Here is a 21,485-nt window from a genome sequence, read left to right on the forward strand (position 1 = left end):
CAGCCACGATGGCGGGTGCGCCGACGGGATCAGGCGCGCGTGTGTCTCGCTGCACCCCAACCGGCCTCAGCCACGCTGCCATGCCGTTAACCAGAGCAACCCGCGACGTAGCCCAGAACGGTTCATAACGGTGTTTATCTGCCGTGTGGGCCCGAGCGCGCTGCCGTCAACTGTCTTGGTCCTTCCGTAGCGAATTGATCCACCAGCAAGAAGGCTCGACCCAGCTCATTTAGCGTCAGCTCCAGCCGGTAGAAGTCGACCTCGCCGGAGGGGTTTATGTATGGATGCAAGACGCCCCAATCATCACGGTTGTAAGGATAGTCGTCATATTCGACATCTTCATAAGTTTCCGCATGCAGGCTTACATTAGCCCAAGCGAAAAGCTTCGGGACTACTTCGACATAGCTGGACAACCCCAGAAAAACAGTCCAGCTGGCAAGCTGCTCAGGGTCGTTACCGTCTTCATTGTCTACGCCCAGGGCAATTGTGCCTCGGCCTGAAGTCTTGTTAACCCATTCCTCAATGTCGATCACTAGACGCGTGCCCTCAATCAACATTCTCATCCACGGCCGTGCGAGCTGTAGTTCACGAATTCGGAGCGTGTATGGGTCACCCTCGGCGGCCCTGCTGAGTACAGCCCTGGCTTTCTCGTCGAGCACTTGGGTCTCAGGAACCAGCAACTTCCAGCCTCCGCGGGGAGTTTCGATGAGTGTCTCGCGGTTGACCAGCTGCCAGTAGCAGTGCTTTCTCTCCGGATGGTAGAGCACTACTACGACGGGCAAGGAATGATTCATCCAATACTGTACGTGTTCGGTATCTGGCCGGAACCACCACCCGCCTTGACCTTGTTCTCTGAACCAGCTAGAGCCGCTCTTGATCTGCAAGGCAAGTAGCCGACCTCTGACCAGTTCTGCGTCAACGACCTCGGCCTGCGCGTCGATGCCGTAGTCCTCTGTTGGCTGCTCACGAAACAGCCAACCCAGCCCCTCCTCGACTGCGAGCTGTGTCCGCGTCACGCCGATGCTGGCCATTTTGGCGGACGGTTTGCGATGCATCATGTCTCCGTTCTGGCTTCGGGTTCGATCGGAGCTACTCAAAGTCGGCTAATAGGTGCGCGCGCCCTGTTGAAACTTATAGCCTGTTCGCCCGTTGGCGCTCAAGGTAGGAAACTGTTCGGCACTAGAGCCGCTTTAGGTCAGGTAATTTCACGTGTTGGGGGCTCGAAGGATCGCCCCTCTGCGGTGTCGGCTCTAGCTAGCTAGGGTGTTGATCATATGGAGAACTTGCAACATTTCGTCAGGGATCTCATCTTGCCGAATGTATTTCGCGAGGGCGTCAAACGAGACGGCTTTACAATTGCTGTTCTGTAGATGCTTATTGAGTTCCGACATGATCTCTTTTGGTGGGCAAACTGATCGCCTGTATTCCACTCTCTCCCATCTGGGCGTAAACTCGGCAAGAGTGGCCGCGGTGATGTTAACTTCGTGCACCTTCCCTGATCGCTCCGCAGATTGGCGTTCACAGTTGAATTTAGCGAAAACCTCTCCCTGCATAGGATCCATAATTTCAGTCATGACCCGTTCCACTTCAGGAAGAGGGCACCCCGAGATACGGGAGATCGCAGACGGTGAAATCAAATAGCTTTCGAGTTCTTTCTTGGACCATACATGGCACTTGAGGCCTGCTTCTGTGAGCTTCTCCGTGACTGAGCTAACTTGGGACTGCGTCCTATAGTCGCGATCGAGGATGATGATGGAACCGACTGATCCCTTCAAAAAGTTTTGGACCAGCCAGCCGAAGGCCTCGGCGTTACCCCAGTTCGAGTAGCCATTGATTGGAACAACGGCCAACTCCATATCGGCAACAATATTTGCGTAACCGAGATTCTTGGCAAGGATACGTAGAGTCCTCAGGTCCTTGCCCTCCACGAAGACAACACCTTTGGCGCGCAGAGCCTTCGCCATGCCTAGATTAAATGCGGTTCCGAGGGATGCGCTGAGCGTCTCCATCCCCTCCTTGCGGGGGGCTCGAATTGCGTTGCGCTTGGATTTGTCAATCCATACGATCGACTTGCTGTCTGCCTCGGCTAGGACTTCGCTAGAGTGAGTGGCCAATACGACTTGAATTCCCAGCGAATCGATCAATCGCACCAATCGGCGTTGGAGGTCAGCGTGCAGGAATACCTCGGGTTCGTCGAGGATCAAGGTGGGGGATTCCTTCAGGCGGTAAATATGGAGAAGGAGTTGAAGCCAAATTTGTACCCCATCTCCGGCCCAGACGAGCTCTTTTTCTCGACCGCTTCCCGGTTCTGTATAGAATACGTCAATGCTTGACTCGGGTCCGTATTGGGCTACCGGTTCGGAGATTTGCATACCCCCCATCCATGGTTCCGCAAAATCAAGAAAGTCCTGCCAATCGTCACTGCTTGAGCTTAGAATGCGCAGTTGATTTCTGAAGTGACGGCTACTGAGTCGTGACGCCAGGTTTTTCCTAACGTATTCAGCAGTAAGGATCTCCTCCTCATGCTCTAGAGGGGTGAGTGCGGGGATGATCCCAATCGGGGTGTACTCATCTCTCACCTGCTTAACGGTTCGAGGGGTGCGCCCCATTGCATCCAGCAGGTAGAAGAAGGGAGTGCTGTCGCTGTCGTAATCGTCTCTTGGCCAGACGGCTCTTAGCCTGCATCCGTTTCGCCAAATCAATTCCAAAGTCGTTTCGTTCGTTTCTCTGAACTCGTGGCGAACGCTTTCGTTCAGGAGCTCGAAATCTTTGAGTGGAATTGGGTAACCCTGAACCCAGGTATCTCCGTGCTGACGGTTTAGTGAAAACTTTGATCTTTTGGCGCTTCGGAGGCATGCTTCAGCGAACTTGAGCGCGGAGAGGATAGTGCTCTTTCCGGCGCTATTGGGGCCGACCAAGAGGGAGAATTCTTTTAGTGTAATTGAGAAATTCTCGAAAGCTTTGAAATTGCGGAGCTTTACCTGCTTGAGCATTTCGCCCTCCCTGTGTGGCTTCGGGGGACCGTCCCTCCCGGGCGTCTGGTAAGTGATCGTATGGGAGGTGGCGCCGGTGGGGGGATGCCTTTGAAAGAAGTGAAGTCGCCGGAGAGTAGCTTTGGGGTGGCTCCGTAGAGCCGCGAAGCCGACCGCCCCAGCCACGACGTACGCCTTCTCTGCATCATGCGGCTGATTGCTGCGAGCGCGGCACGGATGCCGGCCGGGCTGGAGCGGGGCGGAGACAGGAGTGCAGGCCTGGCCGGGGGCCGGGCCGCGCGCGGTGAGCGGAGCGAGCCGCCTTGAACCAGTAGAGAAAGTTTGAATCACGTCGCCCTCGTGGGGCCGGTGTGATCGTTGAGCTGGGTGCTCGCCGGGCGTTGGTGTAGAACGCTGGGTATGGGGAGTGAGCGGCAAGAACGAATGCGGGCGCTGGGGGCACACCTTCGGGCTCTGCGCGTGGATGCCGGCCTGACGGGTGCCGTGTTGGCGCAGCGGGCTGGGGTGGGTCAGCCGACGGTTTCCAAGGTGGAGAACGGGCGGATGGTTCCCAGCCGTGACGTCCTCGACCGTCTGACCGGAGCTCTCGGCCTCGATGCCTCTGTCGTCACGGAGCTGCGGGTGGCTCTTGCTGAAGTCGAGTCGGCTCCTTCCGCGGACACGGACGAGAACCTGTCGGGCTCGACTGGTTCCGCGGATGCCGTTGTCGACCTGGCGGTGCGCGGGGCCCGGCTCGTTCGGTCGTTCCAGTGCGTGGTTCTGCCGGCCATGCTTCAGAGCGCGGAGTACGCGCGGCACGTCTTCGCGAGCACGCCCGGCGCGGATGTTGCCGAGGTGGGCAAGGCTGTTGCGGCTCGGGTGGATCGGCAGAGCGTCTTGTACGAACCCGGACGAGAGTCGGTCTTCGTGGTGACGGAGAGCGTGCTGCGGACGTGGCCCGGCAGTCCGGCGCTGATGCTTGCTCAGCTCGACCGGCTGCTCGCGGTGGAGAGCCTGACCACTGTGCGGTTCGGCGTGATCCCTTGGGACCGACCGGTGCCGGTCATGCCGCGGCACGGCTTCACCCTGTGCGACCAGGAGACGGTGGTCGTGGAAACCTTCCGGGATGAGCGGGCGGAGAAGGACCCGGACGCCGTCGCGTCGTACGAGGAGACGTTCGCTCAGTTCGAGGGGGCGGCTGTCTTCGGCGATGAGGTGCGGGAACGACTGATGCGGATCATGAGCGATCTGCGTGCCCTGCCTGAGGACGTCACTCAATAGAGGAATAATTCCTCTGAATGCCTAGAAGCTTTGCGTGTCAAGGAATACGCTGCCTGCGTGCTGTCTAGCCCTCTAGACGAGGAGTGTTTCTCTTGCTCGCGAAGTGGTGCCGTCCATTCCCTGGCCTGCCGCAACAGGTCGCTGAAGCTCGTTACTTCGTTGCCGCACTGATGGAGGCCGAGGGGCCCCGCATGGTGGAGAGTGCCGTGCTCATCGTCAGCGAGCTGGCGTCCAATGCCGTCCGGCACTCCCGGAGTGGCCGTAAGGGTGGCTGGTTTCTCGTGATCGTCGTGCTCGACGACGACCGGGTACGCATCGAGGTGATCGATGAGGGAGGTGACGGCAGACCGCAACTGCTCGGCGCGAATGACTGGGAGGAGGAGGGTGGGCGCGGGCTGCTGCTGATGGCGACCTGCGCCAAAGACTGGGGAGTGAAAGAGCGGGTGCACGGCCGGTCTGTCTGGGCCGAGCTCGCGCGAGCTGGCGCATGATCCTCGTCGGCCTTGCCGACCGTGCGGCGTTCTCTGCGGGCGGCGGGGCGTGAGCCCTCGCGGCGTCCCTGGCTATCGGTCCGGCTTCTATGTGGTTGATGTTCGTACGGGACGGCGTCTCCCGCCCGAACCGTCTAGGGCCCTAGACTCCTGGATGCGTCTAGGAGGTGTGGGCATGTCGGACGAGTTGCAACGGATCGCGGCCATCGATGATCCGTACTTGCTGCTGCGTGAGGTCACGACCAGGTTGGCCGACGCACAGCAGGAAGTTACGGAACTCGCTCGGCTGCGTCGGCGTGTGGTTCAGGACCTGCACGCGCAGGGGCTGTCGTACGCGCAGATCGCCGAAAAGGCGGGCCTGAGCCGCGGGCGGATTCACCAGATCCGGCACACCGGGCCTGCGCCGGAGGGTGCTTTCCTGGGCGCGGGTGCCGTCACCGTCATCACTCCGCTGCGGTGGGACGGCGAGAAGAAGCGGCCGGTCGTCGCCATGGACGACATGAACTCCGGGAAGCGGCTCGAAGAGCTGGCCAAGTCGTACGGGCTCGACGTCGGCTCCGAGCACGTGCAGGTGAGCGGCGAGGTCGACCTCAACCGTGACGGCCTGGTCGTCGTCTGCGGGCCGGGCATGTCTCAAGCCATGAGCGATCTGTACGCCCAGGATCCCGTCCTCGCCTGGGAGCATCCGGTCGGCAAGCCGTGGGCCCTGGTGGACCGTCGTACCGGCACGTCGTACGGCGCGGGAGCGGATGCCGATCCGTACCGCCCGCATGACGTCGGATACCTCGGTCGGCTGCCCCGTCCGGACGGAAACGGCTCGGTGCTCGCCGTTGCCGGTATTCACACCGCGGGCTCCCTCGGCGTCGTCCATCTGCTCACCTCCGACCTCAACACGCTCTGGGGGCAGGTGGGCAAGCGTCACTTCTCCACGCTGGTGAGCGTCGACTACGACCCCGAGACCGACGAACCGCGATCCGTCGAACTGCTTTGTCCCCTCTACCTGCACGACGAGGAGACGACGGCGTGAATGTCGTCCTCGGCTCGCAGCCGGCCGAACCGTCGCGGGAGAACGAGGACTTCGCCGCCGCAGCCCCCGGTGCGGCCATCCTTCTCGACGGGGCCGGCGTGGCCGGGGCGGAGACCGGATGCGCGCATGGCATCGCATGGTTCTCCGCGACCCTGGGTGGCCTGCTGCTGAGCGCCATCACCGCGCAGTCCGCCCGGCCGCTCGCCGAGTGCCTGGCCGACTCGATTCGGGCTGTCCGCTCCCTGCATGAGGACACGTGCGACCTGACCCATCGGGCCAGCCCGACCAGTACGGTCGTCGCCGTCCGGGCCGACGCGGGAGCTCTGGAGTACCTCGTACTGGGTGACTCGACGCTTCTCCTCGCCGACCTGGACGGGAAGGCAACAGCCGTCACGGACCAACGGTTGGACGAGGTGGGCAAACGGCTTCGCGCACCGGTTGACGTGCTGCCCACCGGTTCGCCCGAACACGTGGTGGCCCTGGCGGATTACCGCGAGGCCCTGACAGGGCTGCGGAATCGGCCGGGCGGTTTCTGGATCGCCGGACCCGACCCGCGGGCGGCTGAGCACGCCTTCACCGGGGCGGTGCCAGTGGCGTCACTTGCCTCGGTGACGCTGCTGAGCGACGGCGCGACGCGACTTGTCGACCTCTTCGAACTCGCTACCTGGCAAGAGACGTTGGCCGCCCTTGGGTCGGTCGGGCCCGATGGGCTGATCCGCCGTGTTCGGGAAGTTGAGGCGGGCGACCCTGGCGGTCGGCGCTGGCCGCGAGGAAAAGCGCAGGATGACGCGACGGTCCTGCATTGGGTCCTGTCGTAACGCTGCGTCCTGTTGACGATGGTGAGGGCAGCGATGCGGCTCATTGTGGGAACGAGGACTCCTCACCGACGACGGCGAGAAGTTCGTACGGGAACTCTGTGTCCCCCTGCCCGATCGCCAGCCCGAACCAACGGCTGGTGGACGGTATCCGCCACGCCGACATGCTGAAGGCGTAGCCGTACAAGGTGGCCAAAGGCTCGGGCGCGGGTTCGAGCTCCTGCTCGATCGTGAGATAGTCCGGGTCGTCGAATTCGGGGTACGGCCACAGATCGACGGTGGTCGGATCGCCCCAACGCTCGGTCAGAACGTCGGCCACCGCAGTGAGGTTGGCCATCAGTTCCACCAGTGCCGACTCGCTTTCGCCACGGGCTTCATCCCTCCAGAAACCCTGGGTGGCCCGCAGGACGGTTATGTGGAAGCCAGCCCCGCCCCAGCCGTGTTCCGTCTCCGTTCTCTCCTTCCCTTCGAGGAACGGCTGGGTGATCAGGGTGCCGATGATCGACAACTGTTCATCGGTGGAGCCTGAGGAATAGTTCTGGGGCCGCATGGGGCTGGAGTGTAGGGCTGGCGGCACATGGGGTGTCGTTCCGCCGCCACTTGCTGATCCGGCCGGTGCCTCGATGATGCGTCCCGACGTCTCGTATACCCCCCTAGACGGTTGACGGGTCGTCGGTTTATTGTTGTCGTCAACCCCCCTAGACAGTTGGGGCGGCTCCCTCCTTGTGCTGTCTAGGGGGGTATCCAATCGAGGTGGCGCCGGAAGTGGCGCCACCGACTCAGTGAGGTCAACAGAATGCGTGTCATCCCCGTGGACACTTCGGCCGCGACGCTCCTTGTCACCAAGCTGCCCGAGGTGAAGGTGAAGGACCGGCAGACGGGCGAGATCGCCGTGGACCCGGTGACCAACGACCGGCTGATGGTGCTGGAGGTGGTGTTCATCGCCCAGGGCGGCTCGGACATGGTCAAGGTGACCGTGCCCGCCAAGGGCGTCGGCGAGGGCCTGGTCATGGGCACGCCGGTGATCCTCTCCGGCCTGGTCGCACGGCCGTGGGAGAGCGAGTTCGGCGGCCGTGCGCGGCACGGGATCGCCTACCGGGCCGATGCCGTCATGGCCAACGTTCCCGCCTCGGTCCAGGGCTGAACGCCATGAACGACTCCGTGTGGACACTGCTCTTAGGGCTGGTGGCCCTGGGCGTGATCTTGCAGGTGTTGCGGCGCCGGTTACCGGTCGTCTTCTGGTGGCTCATCGGCTATCCGGTCGTCGCGCTGCGCGTGCTCACCACCTACCGCTCCACCATGGACGCCTGCGGCCTGACCGTCCCGGCCTCGGCTGTGCGGCGCGCAACGGCCCGGATGATGGGGCGGGAGGCGTCACCCGTACCGCCGCGCCGGTCGCTTCCCCTGCCCACCGGCTCGGGGCTCGTGATGCGACTGCGCATGGCGACCGGGCAGGCACCGGAGGACTTCGCCGCCTCCGCGGATCGGTTGCGCCACGCCTGGGCCGCGCACGCCGTTCACATCCGTCCGACCAAGCCGGGACGTCTCGAACTGCGACTTATCGGCTGGGACGTACTCGCCAACGTGCGTCCCGCTCGGCGCCGGCTCTCCGGCGGACCGCTGACCCTTCCTCTTGCCCTGCGGGACGACGGGAGTTGGCACGTACGGGACTTCCGCACCGTGCCGCACGAACTGATCCTTGGTGCCACTCAGTCCGGCAAGTCCGTCTACCTGCGCAACCTGCTGTGCGGTCTGGCCCGGCAACGGGTCGTCCTCGTCGGCATCGACTGCAAGTGGGGTGTCGAACTGGCGCCGTTCCAGCCCCGGTTGTCCGCGCTCGCCGACACCTCGGACCGTGCGAACGAACTCCTGGACGTCCTCCTGGAGGAGATGGAGGAGCGGTTCCGGCTGATCGGCGTCACCTCCGGAGCGGGCCCGGACGCCGTGCTCACCTCCGACGTGTGGGGTCTGCCCGACGCGGTCCGGCCCGTGCCGATCGTGGTCGTCGTCGACGAGGTGGCGGAACTCTTCCTCGCCGCGAGCCGCGATGACGAGAAGCGCCGGGACGCCATGGTCACCAAGCTGATCCGGATCGCCCAGCTCGGCCGAGCCGCGGGCATCTATCTGGAGGTGTGCGGACAGCGCTTCGGCTCCGAACTCGGTAAGGGCGCCACCATGCTGCGGGCCCAGCTCACCGGCCGCGTATGCCACCGCGTCAACGACGAGTCCTCCGCGAACATGGCCCTTGCCGACATCTCCCCGGAAGCCGCGCTCGCCGCGACCGGCATTCCCGCCGACCGCCCCGGCGTGGCCGTCGTCGGTGACTCCTCCGGCGGTTGGTCCCGCGCCCGCTCACCGCACCTCACCCTGGACGATGCCGCAGCCGTCTGCCGCGCCACCGTCGACCTGGTCCCCGCCCTGCCCCGCCTCGCCGCCTTCCGGCCGCACGCCGCCCTGGCCACCGACAAGCCGTCGCCCTCGACCGCTGCTGTGTCTGCCGCGCGCCCGGTGACCGAGTAACAGCCCTTCCCGCCCCGGTCGGCGTGACCGCCTCGCGCCGTGTCCCTACCCCTCCCATGCCTCGAACCGGAAGGAGTCCGTACCGATGCGCGCCCTCCTGGCCCGTGTGGACGCTGTGATCATCCAAGCGGCCATCGCGGGCGCCCTGTCCTTCTCCCACCTGCACGACCTGGCCGAAGCGGCCGGACAGGGCGGCTGGAAGGCGTGGGCCTATCCGGTCTCCGTCGACCTGCTTCTCGTCGCCGCCTGGCGTCGAATGCGCGAACAGCAGCGCTCGGGGCTCCCATCCGGTGGGTCGCGGCTGTGGTTCCTCGTCGCCCTCGCCGCGTCCCTCGGTGCGAACGTCGCCACCGCCGGACTCCTCGACCTGGCCCACGTTCCCGCCTTGCTCCGCGTGGTCGTTGCGGGCTGGCCGGCCGTCGCCTTCTTCGGTGGCACCCTGCTGGCCCACACACCCCGTTCCTCGGATTCCGTCGACCGTGGTGCGTCGGCTGTATCCGAGGCGGGCGACTCGGTGGCGTCGGCCCTGACTTCCGCACTCCCCGAACCGACCGCAAGCGACATGACCGTCCCGGACCTCATCCCGGCCCTGGAGCCCGCGGCCGACCCGGGCCCGGTACCGGTGCCCGCCTCGACCGTCCACCTCCCGCCCGCCCTCGTCGACCGTGCCCAAGCGCTCGCCCGAGAGCTCCACTCCAGTACCGGCGAACCCGCCGACCCCGACACCGTCCGTGCCCGGCTCGGCCTGCCCGCGTCCATGACGCCGGCCGTCGCCGCGCACCTCTGACCAGGGAGACGCCCGCCATGACCCCGCGCTTCCGCGACGTTCGCCGCATCGGCCCCGTCCAGGTCGCCTCTTACCTCTCCCGAGGCCGAAACCGACACGTCGCCGCCTGCACCGCCCCGCACTGCGACTTCTCCGCCGAGTACGACAGCCGCGCCGCCGCCGAACTCGCCGCCCGCATCCACCGCTGCCGTGCCTGACAGGAGACGACAGACATGCACGTTCCGCTCTGGCTCGCCCTCCTCGTCGTCGGGGCCCTCGGGGTCCGGCTCGCCCGCCCACCGTGGTGGCTCGTCGTCGTGCTCCTCCTGGGCGGCTACCTCGCCGCCGGGAGCTTCCTCGCCCCCGCCGTCGACCCCGTTCTCAAGTAACGCAACCGCGCAGAAGGGAATCCGCCCCATGTTCAAGCCCAAGTACCCGCCCCAGGACATTGCCCCGGTACCCGCCGCGCCGCCCTCGACCGTCCCCAGCCCGGTTTCCTTCCAGAGCGCTGCGGCACCTGCTCCCACAGCGGCGGGGGCCTCGAACCGCCCTGCCGTGCAGCTCACGCCGGGGAGCGCGCTGACCCTCGTGGTGGGCGGCTCCGCCGTCGTCCTGGTCGTGGGCGCTGTCCTGGTCTCCATGTTCCTCGCCGTCGCGATCACCGCCGCCTCCGTGGCCGTCTGCGCGGTCACCATCCGCTCGATCCTCAAGAGCGACCGCCGCTGACTTCACTTCGTCCGCGCACTGGCTTGCCCACGATGTCTAGCCCCCTGGACAAGCCAGGTGCTGTCTCGAACCCGTTCCCTCAAGGAGGAACCCGCACATGCGTCCCGAGGCTCCGACCGGAGCCGTCCGCCAACTGGCGGCCCTCGCCCAACACGGCGACGTCAGCGCTTACGCGCACCAGATCCAACGACTCGGCGGCTGCGAGCGGCCCGTACGAATGGAGGGCCGCCGCTTGGACGTCCTCGCCGCCACCGGCGAAATTGTCCGGGAGATCACCGACCGCAGCCTTCCCGCCGGACAACTCCTCATCCGCTGCAACAACCGACGCGCAACCCGCTGTGCCGCCTGCGCCGAGGTTTATCGCAAGGACACCTTCCACCTCGTCACGGCGGGCCTCAGTGGGGGCAAGGGCATCGATTCCGCGGTCGCCGAACACCCCCGCGTCTTCGCCACCTTCACCGCACCGTCCTTCGGCCCCGTCCACAACCGACCCGGTGGCGGCCGTTGTCGGTGCGGGCGCCTGCATGCGGACGGAGACGCCGAGCTTGGCACCCCGTTGAACGTGGACCGCTATGACTACCGTGCCGCCGTCCTGTGGAACGCCCACGCCGGTGCCTTATGGGCCCGTTTCGTCACGTACCTGCGCCAACAGCTGGCGTCCCGCGCGGGCATCGGTCGCTCGGAGCTGCGCGACTGCCTCAAGGTGTCGTACGCCAAGGTCGCCGAGTACCAGCGACGGGGTGCCGTCCACTTCCATGCCGTGATTCGCCTCGACGGGCCGGACGGTGCCGAGGATGCCCCGCCGGCTTGGGCCAGCACCGAACTCCTCACCGACGCCATCCACTCGGCCGCCGCTCTCGCCGAGATGCCCGGCCCGGTCCTGGAGGGCCGCGCGCACACCTTCCGCTTCGGCGAACAGCTCGACGTCCGCCCCATCCAGTCCGCCGACTTCACCGGGCCCACCAATCTGAGCAGCCGTGCCGTCGCCGCGTACATCGCCAAGTACGCCACCAAGGGCGCAGAAAGCGCGGGCACCCTGGACCGCCCCATCCGCAACCCCGTCACCGACCTCATCGGCGCCGAAGTCACCGACCACGCAAGGCAGATGATCCTCACCTGCTGGCGCCTCGGCGCCCTGCCCGAGCTAGGAGAACTGCGCCTGCGCAAGTGGGCCCACATGCTCGGCTTCCGTGGCCACTTCTCCACCAAGTCCCGCGCCTACTCCGTCACCCTCGGTGCCCTCCGCCAGGAACGCGCCGATCACAACGAAGCCCTCACCCGCGAACGCGCCGCCGGGTCGGGCCACCCGTTGCCCGACCCGGACACCGTCCTCGTCCTCTCGCACTGGAGCTTCGCCGGCACCGGCCTGACCGACGCCGAGACCTTGTTCGCCGCAGCACGACACCCCGCCCCCGAGACAGAAGGAGAACCGACGTGAGCTCGCATCGAGACGAGTTGATGACTGTTCGCCAGGTCCTGGACGAGCTGGGCGGGGTATCGCGCCGGACGTTCTACCGCTGGCGTGAGCTGGGGCATGGGCCGGCCGCATTCAAGCTGCCCAACGGGGAGCTCCGGGTGTGGCGGAGTGACTTCTCCACGTGGCTGCGAGAGCTGGAGGCCGCGGCGTGAAGTCTCTCGACGTGAAGGTCTGGGCCGTACGGAAGCGCGATACGAAGACGCCCTCATACGGCGTGCGGTGGTCTGTAGCGGGCAACGTCTTCTCAGACTCGTTCCGCACGAAGGCACTCGCCGACCACTACCGCTCGAAGCTGATGCGGGCGATGCGCGACGGCGAGGAGTTCGACAGGGGATCCGGGCTTCCGGACTCGATGGAACCGAAGAAGTCGGCTGTGTCCTGGTACGACTTCGCCCTTCGGTACCTCGCCATGAAATGGCCCCATGCCGCCCCCAATACGCGCAACGGCATCAACGAGTCGCTCACCAGCGTGACCGTGGGGCTCCTCGATGAGCGGGCTGGACGGCCGTCCGATCAGGCCATCCGCCAGGCGCTCCGCAACTGGGCCTTCGTCCTGCCGGGGCCTGATGACCGAGACGTCCCGGACGACGTGCGGAACGTCCTTCACTGGGTGTCGAAGGCATCGCGGCCGCTGGCCGATCTTGCTGAACCAGCTACGGTGCGTGCGGTGCTGGACTCGCTGAAGCTCAAGCTCGACGGCACGGCCGCGGCAGCCGAGACCGTGCGGCGTAAGCGGCGGACCCTCGTCAACGCCGCCAGTTACGCGGTCGACCTGGGGGAGCTGCGCGAGAACCCGATCACAGCCGTCCGCTGGCAGAAGCCGAAGGTCTCCAACCAGGTCGACCCTCGCGTTGTCGCGAACCCCGAGCAGGCTCGGAATCTCCTGGCGGCCGTCTCCTACGTGGGCGGCTACCGGCGGGCCCGTGGTCGGCGCCTGGTGGGTCTCTTCGCCTCGATGTACTTCGGCGGTCTCCGGCCGGCTGAAGCGGTCGGCCTCGTCGAGACGGACCTGAACCTCCCCGAACAGGGGTGGGGATCGGCACTGCTCCATCGGACTCGTCCATCGGTTGGCAAGCAGTGGACCGACTCGGGGGAGACCCACGACGACCGAGGTCTGAAGAACCGGCCTGTTGAGGACGTCAGGCGGGTGCCTATCCCGCCCCACCTCGTTTCCGCACTCCGCGAGCACCTGGCCACCTTCGGCACGGCGGACGACGGGCGGCTCTTCTTTAGCGAGAAGGGCTCGGTCGTTCCGTCCTCGACCTACTACCGCGTCTGGCAGGAGGCCCGTCTCATCGCGCTCCCGCCGTCCGCCGCGGCCTCGCCGCTCGCGAGCCGTCCGTACGACCTGCGACACTCGGCGCTGTCGACATGGCTCAACGCCGGTGTCGACCCCACCGAGGTGGCCGAGCGCGCCGGCAACAGCGTCGAGGTCCTGCTGACCCGCTACGCGAAGTGCCTCGACGGGCGGCAGGACGTCGCCAACCGGCGTATCGAGGACCTGTTGCGCGAATACGAGTGAGACACCCTGCACCCCACCGAGGCCCCGGGCAACTTGTCCGGGGCCTCTCTCGTCATGAGCCCTACCTGCTGCGACGCTTCGAGCCGAGAGCGGACGAGGGGGGACTCGTGGAGCTGAAGGTCACGCGCTGGAAGCGGTACGGACATGATCGCCTGTACGCGAACCTGCCTGATGGCACGGCGGTCGGCTGGGCGGATGTGAAGACGGGGGACATCACGGTTCTGGTCGCCGAGTATCGCGACGACGTGATCGCTGTGCTGACAGACCACTTACAGAACAACCCCGAACCGGTCCCGCCACACAAGACGCCCAGGACGCCCGAGGCTGAGGCGCCCCCACTACTGCCGCCTCTGACGGTGGCCGACGACCTGTCCGCCAACCGTCCCGGCGAGTCTCTGCTCGACAAGTCTGGGCCGGGCCTGATCAAGCGAGTCGTCTCACAGCTTCTGCGGCGCCCCACCGAATGGGACTCCTGGCGGAAGGGCCTGGCGGGGGAGAAGAGGGTGGGAGCCGAGCTGAACCGTTTGGCACGGCACGGCTGGCGCGTCCTGCACTCCATCCCCCTGGCCGACAAGGTGGATGTCGATCACTTGCTGATTGGACCTGGCGGAGTGTTCAGCATCAATACAAAGCACCACCACAAAAGGGCTGTATGGGTCGGCAACGACTCCGTAAAGGTTGATCACGGAAAGCCGGCGCCCTACGCGCGCAAAAGCCGGGCGGAAGCCAAGCGAGTAGCTCGAGTGCTTGAGCGTTATTGCGGCTTTCCCGTACCGGTGGAGCCGGTGCTCGTCTTCGTCGGCGTGACCGATTTGAAGGTGGTCGCCACGCAGCTCAGCGTGCGCGTGTACCAGGAGCGAGAGGTATCGGCACTGGTGCCGCTCTCAGGAGTGCTGACGGCCGAGCAGGTCGAGCAGGTGTATGGCGTCGCACGCCATCGCCAGGCTTGGAGCCAGGTCCCGCCGGCTGCGACACGAAGGGGCTGACCCGCTACGCGAAGTGCCTGGACGGACGGCGGGACGTTGCTGACGTATCGAGGACCTGCTTCACGAGTACGAGTAGCAATCCTGCCCGCATCCGAGGCCCCTGGCGTTCAGTCCAGGGGGCCTCGTCCTTTCCGCCCGGCACTGTGTGGTGGCCTGTCAGATCGGCAAAGCCGGGCTGAAATCGCAAGGCATGATCACGAGTTGCATAGTGGCGTTCAGGCTCCGGGGCGGGGGGTGTCCGCCTTGCCTGCTTCCGTCTGCTCCTTGACACGCACCACTTCCCGGACGGTCCCTACCAGAAAACCTGCCGCGACCAGCCCGAACACCACAGAACCCAGTCGAATCCCGTCGGCGTCGGATCCGTCCAGACGGTCAGCGTGACGGAGCTCCGTGGGGTCCGACGGGTTGTAGACGATGGGTACGTGGCCTCCGGGCTTCGCGTCGTTTCCCGAGCCGTCTCCGACATCGATGTCCGCTTGCACCGTGTCGGACGGTGTGCTGAAGCGCACGGTTAAGGAGTGCGTCCAGCCTTCCTCCGACCGGTCGGCAATGGCGACCACGGTCGCTTCGGTCCTGTGCCCGTGCTCCCGGAGGTTCTGCACTGTCTGGTCCTCCTGGCCGGCTTTCCATCCCATGAATCCGGCCACGGTGCCGAACATCAGGACACCCACAGCAGTCGCCCGGGCTCTGGCCCAGCGGGGGTCCTGCAGCGCCGATGGCACACCAAGCCCGGAGACCAGCCCTGCCGCGAGGCGGCCCGGCGGAGGAATCCGGCCGGCCCAACGACGAGCCCAGCCCCACCGGTGTAACAGCAAGCTCGCGACAGCGCCCGCTGCGGACAGCGCCACCGCGCCGCCGAAAACCTGGTTCCAGGTCAGCTCGAACGGATCGAATGCGAGCCACACCACGAAGGCCGTGACGCCTGCCAGCGAGGTCCACCCATAGAGAGAGTGGTACTTCCCCCGGCTGTCGCTCTGTACGGACCTGCGCTCACTCATCTGCGCCTCCTCGCCCCGTTACGAGCTAGGACACACCGGTCGCCGTAGAGGTTGCAGTGGTAGCCGACTCTGTGTCCGAGGCCCCGCGTTCCTGCCCGGAGGATGTGTTCGTTTCCGGGCTTGGCCTGCGGCAATAGACCAAGATCCCGTCCACGCCTCGTCCACAGACCTCGACATGGAGCGGCTTCGGGCTGCATCCGCCTGCACATACGCGAAGACCCCGGCCTCAGCGTTTCCGCTGGTGACGGGGTCTTTGGGCACCTCATGAGGGGTGCCCCCGGCAGGATTCGAACCTGCGCACACGGCTCCGGAGGCCGTTGCTCTATCCCCTGAGCTACGGGGGCGTGTCGGGCGCTTTGTGTGCGGCGACGGGTAGAACCCTACCAGCTCTTTCAGGGGTGATCGCCACGTGTTTTGGTCGGGGTCGGGTGGTGTTGCGGGAGTGGGGGAGGAGTGCGGGGCGGGTGTGGCGGGTGGCTGGGGTGGGGCTGTGGGGGGTGGTGTGGGCCGCACGGGGTGGAAGTGGGGAAAACCCGGACGCGGCAGTGGGCGCGGACCTACTCTCGAGTTGTGCCAGGCGTGTCCGGTCGGGTGCTTGTTGTGGACGACAACAAGGTCATCCGGCAGCTGATCAGGGTCAACCTCGAGCTGGAGGGTCTCGAGGTCGTGACCGCGGCTGACGGTGCCGAGTGTCTGGACGTCGTCCATCAGGTTCGGCCCGATGTCGTCACTCTCGACGTCGTGATGCCCCGGCTCGACGGTCTGCGTACCGCTGCTCGGCTGCGTGCCGACCCTCGGACCCGGAACCTGCCCCTCGCCATCGTCAGTGCCTGCACGCAGTACGAGGTCGAGAGCGGGCTCGACGTCGGTGTCGACGCCTTTCTCGCCAAACCTTTCGAGCCGTCCGAACTCGTCGACCTTGTAAGGCGGTTGATGGGGCGGCGTGAAGTGGGCGGTGTCACGGACGCCACCGTTGAGGAGACCGAGCGCGCGGGGCGCAGTGGTCATTGAGGCGTGTGGGTGTGTGGATGCGTGGGCGTCGGGGTGTAGGGGTGTAGGGGTGTAGTAGGGCTGTATCGGGTGGGGTGGGGCGTTCGTTGAGTTCCCGGGCTGGGGCAACGGGGTCTTCTTCGCTGGTCGGTCGGCGGGCTGTGTCGAGTACCCGTTCCGGTTGACGCCTGCGTACGTCGGCCCGCCGTCGATCACCGGGTCGCGCTCGTGTCCCTTCCGCGCTCGCCTCCTCGCCCCCTCGCCTGCTCGCGCCAGGTTCACGGACCTCGGCTCGCATGGACGAGCTCGGCTCAGCTGTACCGGTTATACCTGTCCGGCTTCGCCTCCCGTCTCGACGGTGGCCGGCTTCGGTGGCGTCCGTCTGCGCGCCTGGCCTCGACGGCGAGACTCATCTCTCCCGGTCCAGTACCTCCGCTCTCCCGGTCCAGTACCTCCGCACGCCGGCGACGGCAACGCCGCCCCCTGCCGACCCGTGCTCTGACCCCGGCATCAGCCCTGGCGTCAGCCCCCGGCATTAGCACCCCCCAGCATCAGTCCTCAACAACCGCGCCCCCGCAGATCGCCCCGCCGACCGCCCCCACCCCTCGGTCACGCCCCCTGGTGACTCCCCTCGGCCGCCCCCGCCTCCCTCCCTGCTCCCTCCCCACCCCCGTCCACATCCCGGACCATCACCCAAACCGGCTCGCTTTCACACCCCCCTTCTCCCCTAGGCTTGTGCCGTGACTCCCGTCGAGCTCTCCCGTACCGTGCTGCGCGCGGTGCGTTGTGCTGTCGACGGGGGGGAACTGAGCGTCTCCGTGCCCGCGAGTGCGGTGGTCACTCCGCCGGGGCCGGGTGGGTGCGGGGACTACGCGACGAACATCGCGTTGCGGCTCGCCGGGCCGGCCGGGCGGCCGGCTCCTGAGGTCGCCGAGATCCTGCGGCCGTACGTCGCCCGTGATCCCGGTGTCGCCGACGTGACCGTCACCGGACCCGGTTTCCTCAACATCACCCTCGCGGGTGGCGCCCTCGCCGACCTGGTGGAGGTGGTTCTGGAGCAGGGGACGCGGTACGGGTACGGCGACACCCTCGCGGGGCAGGTCGTCGAGCTGCGCGTGCCCTACGACACCCGGGCCGAGATCGTCGCCGACGCCCTCGTACGGATCGTCGCCACCCAGGGCGGACGTGTCGAAGTCCGCCACCTCGAGCCGGTGAACCTCCGGCCCGTGCCCGCGCCCGAGGACCCCGCACCCCTCGGCCACGACGCCGCCCGCTGGGCACTGCTCCACCCCGCGTCGCACGACCGGCCCCGGATCAGCGCCGACCATCTTCTCCAGCGCGAGAGCAACCCCCTCTTCCGCGTCCGTTACGCCCACGCCCGCACCCGCGCCCTGCGCCGCAACGCCGCCGCCCTCGGCTACACCGGCGCCCCCTTCCGGGAAGTACGTCCCGCGGGACGTTCCGGTGTTCTCGCTGGTGCTGGTGCTGGTGCCGGTGTGGGCGCGGGTGCGGGTCCGGGTGTCGGCGGCCCCGGTGGCGCCCGTCGTGCGGGTGTCCCGCCCCTGGCAACCGGCTCCCCCCTCGTCGGACCCGCCTCCGCCGAGTCCGATCTCCTGGTCGGATCCACCCCCGCCGAAGTCGATCGCCTCCTCGGACCCACCCCCGCCGAGTCCGACCTCCTCACCGCCCTGGCCGAATATCCGCATGCCCTGCGTCTCGCCGCGCGGCATCGGGCGCCCGACCGGCTGGCGCGGCATCTTGTCGTGACCGCTGACGCTGTTCTCGGTTTTCAGCACGTCGTGCTGCCGCTCGGCGACGAGAAACCCTCGGCCGCCCACCGTGCCCGGCTCGCGCTCGCCGAAGCCGCCGGGACGGTGCTGGCCGGCGGCCTGTCCCTGCTCGGCATCAGCGCACCCGAACATCTCTGATCAGCAGATGACACAGATGACACAGCAGAAAGCCCTACAGACATGAGCCGTTCCGCACACCCCGCCGGGCCCCGTCACGCCGACGTCCTCACCGAGGGCCACTACAGCGCCCCGCCCGCCGACCTCAACGCCCTCGACCCGAAGGTGTGGTCGCACACCGTGAGCCGTACGGAGGACGGTGTCGTGACCGTCGGCGGGCTCGAAGTCACCGCGCTGGCCGAGGAGTTCGGCACTCCGGCGTACTTCCTCGACGAGAGCGACTTCCGGGAGCGGGCGCGTGCCTGGCGCACCGCGTTCGGGCACGACGCCGATGTCTTCTACGCGGGCAAGGCCTTCCTCTCGCGCGCCGTCGTGCGGTGGCTGCACGAGGAGGGGCTCAACCTGGACGTGTGTTCCGGGGGTGAGCTGGCGACCGCCCTCTCCGCCGGGATGCCCGCCGACCGCATCGCCTTCCACGGCAACAACAAGTCCGTGAACGAGATCCGTACGGCCATCGAGGCCGGTGTCGGGCGGATCGTGCTCGACTCCTTCCAGGAGATCGTGCGGGTCGCCCACATCGCGCAGTCCCTGGGCAAGCGGCAGCGGGTGCAGATCCGGGTGACCGTGGGCGTCGAAGCGCACACGCACGAGTTCATCGCCACGGCGCACGAGGACCAGAAGTTCGGGATCGCGCTCGCCGACGGGCAGGCCGCCGAGGCCGTGCGGCGGACGCTGGCGCTCGACGCGCTCGAACTCGTCGGGATCCACTCGCACATCGGCTCGCAGATCTTCGACATGGCCGGCTTCGAGGTCGCCGCCCGACGGGTCGTGGCGCTGCTGGCCGCCGTGCGCGACGAGCACGGCGTCGAGCTGCCCGAGATCGACCTCGGCGGCGGTCTCGGCATCGCGTACACCAGCGACGACGACCCCCGCGAGCCGCACGAGATCGCCAAGGCGTTGAGCGAGATCGTGACGCGTGAGTGCGAGGCGGCGAAGCTGCGCACGCCGCGCATCTCCGTCGAGCCCGGGCGGGCCATCGTCGGGCCGACCGCCTTCACGTTGTACGAGGTCGGCACGGTCAAGCCGCTCGACGGGCTGCGGACGTACGTCTCCGTCGACGGCGGCATGTCCGACAACATCCGGACCGCGCTGTACGACGCCGAGTACAGCGTCGCCCTCGTCTCGCGCACCTCCGACGCCGAGCCGATGCTGGTGCGCGTCGTCGGCAAGCACTGCGAGAGCGGGGACATCGTGGTCAAGGACGCCTTCCTGCCGGCCGACCTCGCCCCGGGTGACCTCATCGCCGTGCCGGCCACCGGCGCGTACTGCCGGTCCATGGCCAGCAACTACAACCACGCCCTCCGCCCGCCGGTCGTCGCCGTGAAGGACGGCGCGGCGCGGGTGATCGTCCGCCGTGAGACGGAGGAGGACCTCCTGCGTCTCGATGTCGGGTGAGCGGGTGAGCGGGTGGGCCTGGGAGCAGGAGCGACGGCGTGGTTCCCGGTCGTTCAGGGATGACGTCAAGTGACAGGAGGTGACTTCAGGTGGTCGGATGGACCGGATCGGCCGGGTGCGGACCGGGACGGAAGATCTCCTGTCGTCACCTACCAGAAAAATGAAATGGACGTCTCACGATCCGGACGAAGGGTAGAAACTCCCGTCCGGTGAGTGAGACTGGTCCAACCGAAGACGGTATGAGGAAACGAGGTCGGATGATGCGTACGCGTCCGCTGAAGGTGGCGCTGCTGGGCTGCGGGGTTGTCGGCTCAGAGGTGGCGCGCATCATGACGACGCACGCCGACGACCTCGCGGCCAGGATCGGAGCCCCCGTCGAGCTGGCGGGCGTGGCCGTCCGCCGGCCCTCCCGGGTGCGCGAGGGCATCGACGCCGATCTCGTCACCACCGACGCCACCGCCCTCGTCAAACGCGGCGACATCGACGTGGTCGTCGAGGTCATCGGCGGCATCGAGCCCGCCCGGGCGCTGATCACCACCGCGTTCGAGCACGGCGCCTCCGTCGTCTCCGCGAACAAGGCGCTGCTCGCCCAGGACGGTGCCGCCCTGCACGCGGCGGCCGAGGAGCACGGCAGGGACCTCTACTACGAGGCCGCGGTCGCCGGTGCCATCCCGCTGATCCGGCCGCTGCGCGAGTCCCTCGCCGGCGACAAGATCAACCGGGTGATGGGCATCGTCAACGGGACCACCAACTTCATCCTCGACAAGATGGACTCCACGGGGGCGGGTTACCAGGAGGCCCTCGACGAGGCCACCGCGCTCGGGTACGCCGAGGCCGACCCCACCGCCGACGTCGAGGCCTTCGACGCCGCCGCCAAGGCCGCCATCCTCGCCGGGATCGCCTTCCACACGCGGGTGCGCCTCGACGACGTCTACCGCGAGGGCATGACCGAGGTCACCGCCGCCGACTTCGCCTCGGCGCGGGGGATGGGCTGCACCATCAAGCTGCTCGCCATCTGCGAGCGCGCCGTCGACGGGGGCTCGGTGACGGCGCGCGTCCATCCCGCGATGATTCCGCTGACCCACCCCCTCGCCTCCGTGCGCGGCGCGTACAACGCCGTGTTCGTCGAGGCGGAGGCCGCCGGTCAGCTCATGTTCTACGGGCCGGGCGCCGGCGGCGCCCCGACCGCCTCCGCCGTCCTCGGCGACCTGGTGGCCGTCTGCCGCAACAAGCTCGGCGGTGCCACCGGCCCCGGCGACTCCGCGTACACCCAGCTTCCCGTCTCGCCCATGGGCGATGTCGTCACGCGGTACCACATCAGCCTCGACGTGGCCGACAAGCCCGGTGTCCTCGCCCAGGTCGCCACGGTCTTCGCCGAGCACGGGGTGTCCATCGACACCGTGCGCCAGTCGGGCAAGGACGGCGAGGCCTCCCTCGTCGTCGTCACCCATCGTGCGTCCGACGCGTCCCTCGCCGGGACCGTCGAGGCGTTGCGCAGCCTCGACACCGTGCGGGGTGTCGCCAGCATCATGCGGGTTGAAGGAGAGTAACC

General features: G+C 67.0%; 22 protein-coding genes and 1 tRNA gene. 18 read left to right on the forward strand and 5 right to left on the reverse strand.

Annotated features, from left to right (window positions below):
• Positions 1 to 134: 134 nt before the first annotated feature.
• Positions 135 to 1,058, reverse strand: a complete 924-nt coding sequence (locus ACFYW9_RS01890) for a DUF4365 domain-containing protein (protein WP_389143318.1) — start codon at positions 1,056 to 1,058, stop codon at positions 135 to 137.
• Between the two features lie 192 nt (positions 1,059 to 1,250).
• A complete protein-coding gene (locus tag ACFYW9_RS01895) occupies positions 1,251 to 2,993 on the reverse strand; it encodes an ATP-dependent endonuclease (RefSeq protein ID WP_389143321.1) in 1,743 nt (580 codons plus the stop codon).
• A 399-nt stretch (positions 2,994 to 3,392) separates the two neighbouring features.
• On the opposite strand from ACFYW9_RS01895, the gene ACFYW9_RS01900 reads away from it, so the two are divergent.
• The 4 genes from ACFYW9_RS01900 (at position 3,393) to ACFYW9_RS01915 (ending at position 6,589) form a co-directional block, all read left to right on the forward strand.
• Complete coding sequence (locus ACFYW9_RS01900; protein ID WP_389143324.1) at positions 3,393 to 4,253, forward strand: helix-turn-helix domain-containing protein; 861 nt, start codon at positions 3,393 to 3,395, stop codon at positions 4,251 to 4,253.
• A gap of 92 nt (positions 4,254 to 4,345) precedes the next feature.
• Positions 4,346 to 4,744: an ATP-binding protein gene (locus ACFYW9_RS01905; RefSeq protein ID WP_389143327.1), complete on the forward strand. Its 399-nt coding sequence runs from the start codon at positions 4,346 to 4,348 to the stop codon at positions 4,742 to 4,744.
• Between the two features lie 175 nt (positions 4,745 to 4,919).
• A complete protein-coding gene (locus tag ACFYW9_RS01910) occupies positions 4,920 to 5,771 on the forward strand; it encodes a sigma factor-like helix-turn-helix DNA-binding protein (RefSeq protein ID WP_389143330.1) in 852 nt (283 codons plus the stop codon).
• Positions 5,768 to 6,589 carry an integrase gene (locus tag ACFYW9_RS01915; RefSeq protein WP_389143333.1) on the forward strand — a complete coding sequence of 274 codons (822 nt, stop codon included), beginning with the start codon at positions 5,768 to 5,770 and terminating at the stop codon, positions 6,587 to 6,589. Before ACFYW9_RS01910 ends, ACFYW9_RS01915 begins: the two co-directional genes overlap by 4 nt.
• Positions 6,590 to 6,629: 40 nt before the next feature.
• Here ACFYW9_RS01915 and ACFYW9_RS01920 read toward each other — a convergent pair whose 3' ends face one another.
• A complete protein-coding gene (locus ACFYW9_RS01920; protein ID WP_389143336.1) occupies positions 6,630 to 7,136 on the reverse strand; it encodes a hypothetical protein in 507 nt (168 codons plus the stop codon).
• Positions 7,137 to 7,382: 246 nt separating this feature from the next.
• Between ACFYW9_RS01920 and ACFYW9_RS01925 the strand changes: the two genes are divergently transcribed.
• The 10 genes from ACFYW9_RS01925 (at position 7,383) to ACFYW9_RS01970 (ending at position 14,583) form a co-directional block, all read left to right on the forward strand.
• Positions 7,383 to 7,730: a hypothetical protein gene (locus ACFYW9_RS01925; protein ID WP_329299726.1), complete on the forward strand. Its 348-nt coding sequence runs from the start codon at positions 7,383 to 7,385 to the stop codon at positions 7,728 to 7,730.
• Positions 7,731 to 7,735: 5 nt separating this feature from the next.
• Positions 7,736 to 9,106 carry an FtsK/SpoIIIE domain-containing protein gene (locus ACFYW9_RS01930; RefSeq protein WP_389143339.1) on the forward strand — a complete coding sequence of 457 codons (1,371 nt, stop codon included), beginning with the start codon at positions 7,736 to 7,738 and terminating at the stop codon, positions 9,104 to 9,106.
• An 85-nt stretch (positions 9,107 to 9,191) separates the two neighbouring features.
• Positions 9,192 to 9,893, forward strand: a complete 702-nt coding sequence (locus ACFYW9_RS01935) for a DUF2637 domain-containing protein (RefSeq protein WP_389143342.1) — start codon at positions 9,192 to 9,194, stop codon at positions 9,891 to 9,893.
• A gap of 17 nt (positions 9,894 to 9,910) precedes the next feature.
• On the forward strand, positions 9,911 to 10,090 hold the full coding sequence (locus ACFYW9_RS01940; RefSeq protein ID WP_356753204.1) for a mobile element transfer protein: 180 nt from the start codon (positions 9,911 to 9,913) through the stop codon (positions 10,088 to 10,090).
• Between the two features lie 15 nt (positions 10,091 to 10,105).
• Positions 10,106 to 10,261: a hypothetical protein gene (locus tag ACFYW9_RS01945; protein ID WP_389143345.1), complete on the forward strand. Its 156-nt coding sequence runs from the start codon at positions 10,106 to 10,108 to the stop codon at positions 10,259 to 10,261.
• Positions 10,262 to 10,289: 28 nt separating this feature from the next.
• The gene (locus tag ACFYW9_RS01950) at positions 10,290 to 10,598 is read left to right on the forward strand and encodes a SpdD protein (protein WP_389143348.1); all 309 of its coding nucleotides are present in this window, start codon (positions 10,290 to 10,292) and stop codon (positions 10,596 to 10,598) included.
• A gap of 97 nt (positions 10,599 to 10,695) precedes the next feature.
• Positions 10,696 to 12,036, forward strand: coding sequence for a replication initiator (locus tag ACFYW9_RS01955; protein WP_389143351.1), 1,341 nt, complete (start codon positions 10,696 to 10,698; stop codon positions 12,034 to 12,036).
• Between the two features lie 20 nt (positions 12,037 to 12,056).
• Entirely contained in the window at positions 12,057 to 12,227 is a 171-nt protein-coding gene (locus ACFYW9_RS01960; protein WP_266765852.1) for an AlpA family transcriptional regulator, read from the forward strand.
• Entirely contained in the window at positions 12,224 to 13,597 is a 1,374-nt protein-coding gene (locus tag ACFYW9_RS01965) for a tyrosine-type recombinase/integrase (RefSeq protein ID WP_389143354.1), read from the forward strand. Before ACFYW9_RS01960 ends, ACFYW9_RS01965 begins: the two co-directional genes overlap by 4 nt.
• Before the next feature lie 107 nt (positions 13,598 to 13,704).
• Positions 13,705 to 14,583 (forward strand): nuclease-related domain-containing protein, encoded by an 879-nt coding sequence (locus ACFYW9_RS01970; RefSeq protein WP_389143357.1) that lies wholly within the window; start codon positions 13,705 to 13,707, stop codon positions 14,581 to 14,583.
• 215 nt (positions 14,584 to 14,798) lie between these two features.
• On the opposite strand, the gene ACFYW9_RS01975 is transcribed toward ACFYW9_RS01970, so the two are convergent.
• The gene (locus tag ACFYW9_RS01975) at positions 14,799 to 15,581 is read right to left on the reverse strand and encodes a DUF3592 domain-containing protein (RefSeq protein ID WP_389143360.1); all 783 of its coding nucleotides are present in this window, start codon (positions 15,579 to 15,581) and stop codon (positions 14,799 to 14,801) included.
• A gap of 272 nt (positions 15,582 to 15,853) precedes the next feature.
• A tRNA-Arg gene (locus ACFYW9_RS01980) sits at positions 15,854 to 15,925 on the reverse strand.
• A gap of 256 nt (positions 15,926 to 16,181) precedes the next feature.
• Between ACFYW9_RS01980 and ACFYW9_RS01985 the strand changes: the two genes are divergently transcribed.
• The 4 genes from ACFYW9_RS01985 to ACFYW9_RS02000 all read left to right on the forward strand — a co-directional run bounded on the left by ACFYW9_RS01985 (position 16,182) and on the right by ACFYW9_RS02000 (position 21,483).
• The gene (locus ACFYW9_RS01985; RefSeq protein WP_389143363.1) at positions 16,182 to 16,592 is read left to right on the forward strand and encodes a response regulator; all 411 of its coding nucleotides are present in this window, start codon (positions 16,182 to 16,184) and stop codon (positions 16,590 to 16,592) included.
• 719 nt (positions 16,593 to 17,311) lie between these two features.
• The gene (gene nrtL / locus ACFYW9_RS01990) at positions 17,312 to 18,499 is read left to right on the forward strand and encodes an ArgS-related anticodon-binding protein NrtL (RefSeq protein ID WP_389143366.1); all 1,188 of its coding nucleotides are present in this window, start codon (positions 17,312 to 17,314) and stop codon (positions 18,497 to 18,499) included.
• Positions 18,500 to 18,541: 42 nt separating this feature from the next.
• A complete protein-coding gene (gene lysA / locus ACFYW9_RS01995; protein ID WP_326785502.1) occupies positions 18,542 to 19,933 on the forward strand; it encodes a diaminopimelate decarboxylase in 1,392 nt (463 codons plus the stop codon).
• Positions 19,934 to 20,190: 257 nt separating this feature from the next.
• Entirely contained in the window at positions 20,191 to 21,483 is a 1,293-nt protein-coding gene (locus ACFYW9_RS02000) for a homoserine dehydrogenase (RefSeq protein WP_351859459.1), read from the forward strand.
• Positions 21,484 to 21,485 lie beyond the last annotated feature (2 nt).

It is taken from the genome of Streptomyces sp. NPDC002698 (assembly GCF_042888945.1).
GTDB lineage: Bacteria > Actinomycetota > Actinomycetes > Streptomycetales > Streptomycetaceae > Streptomyces.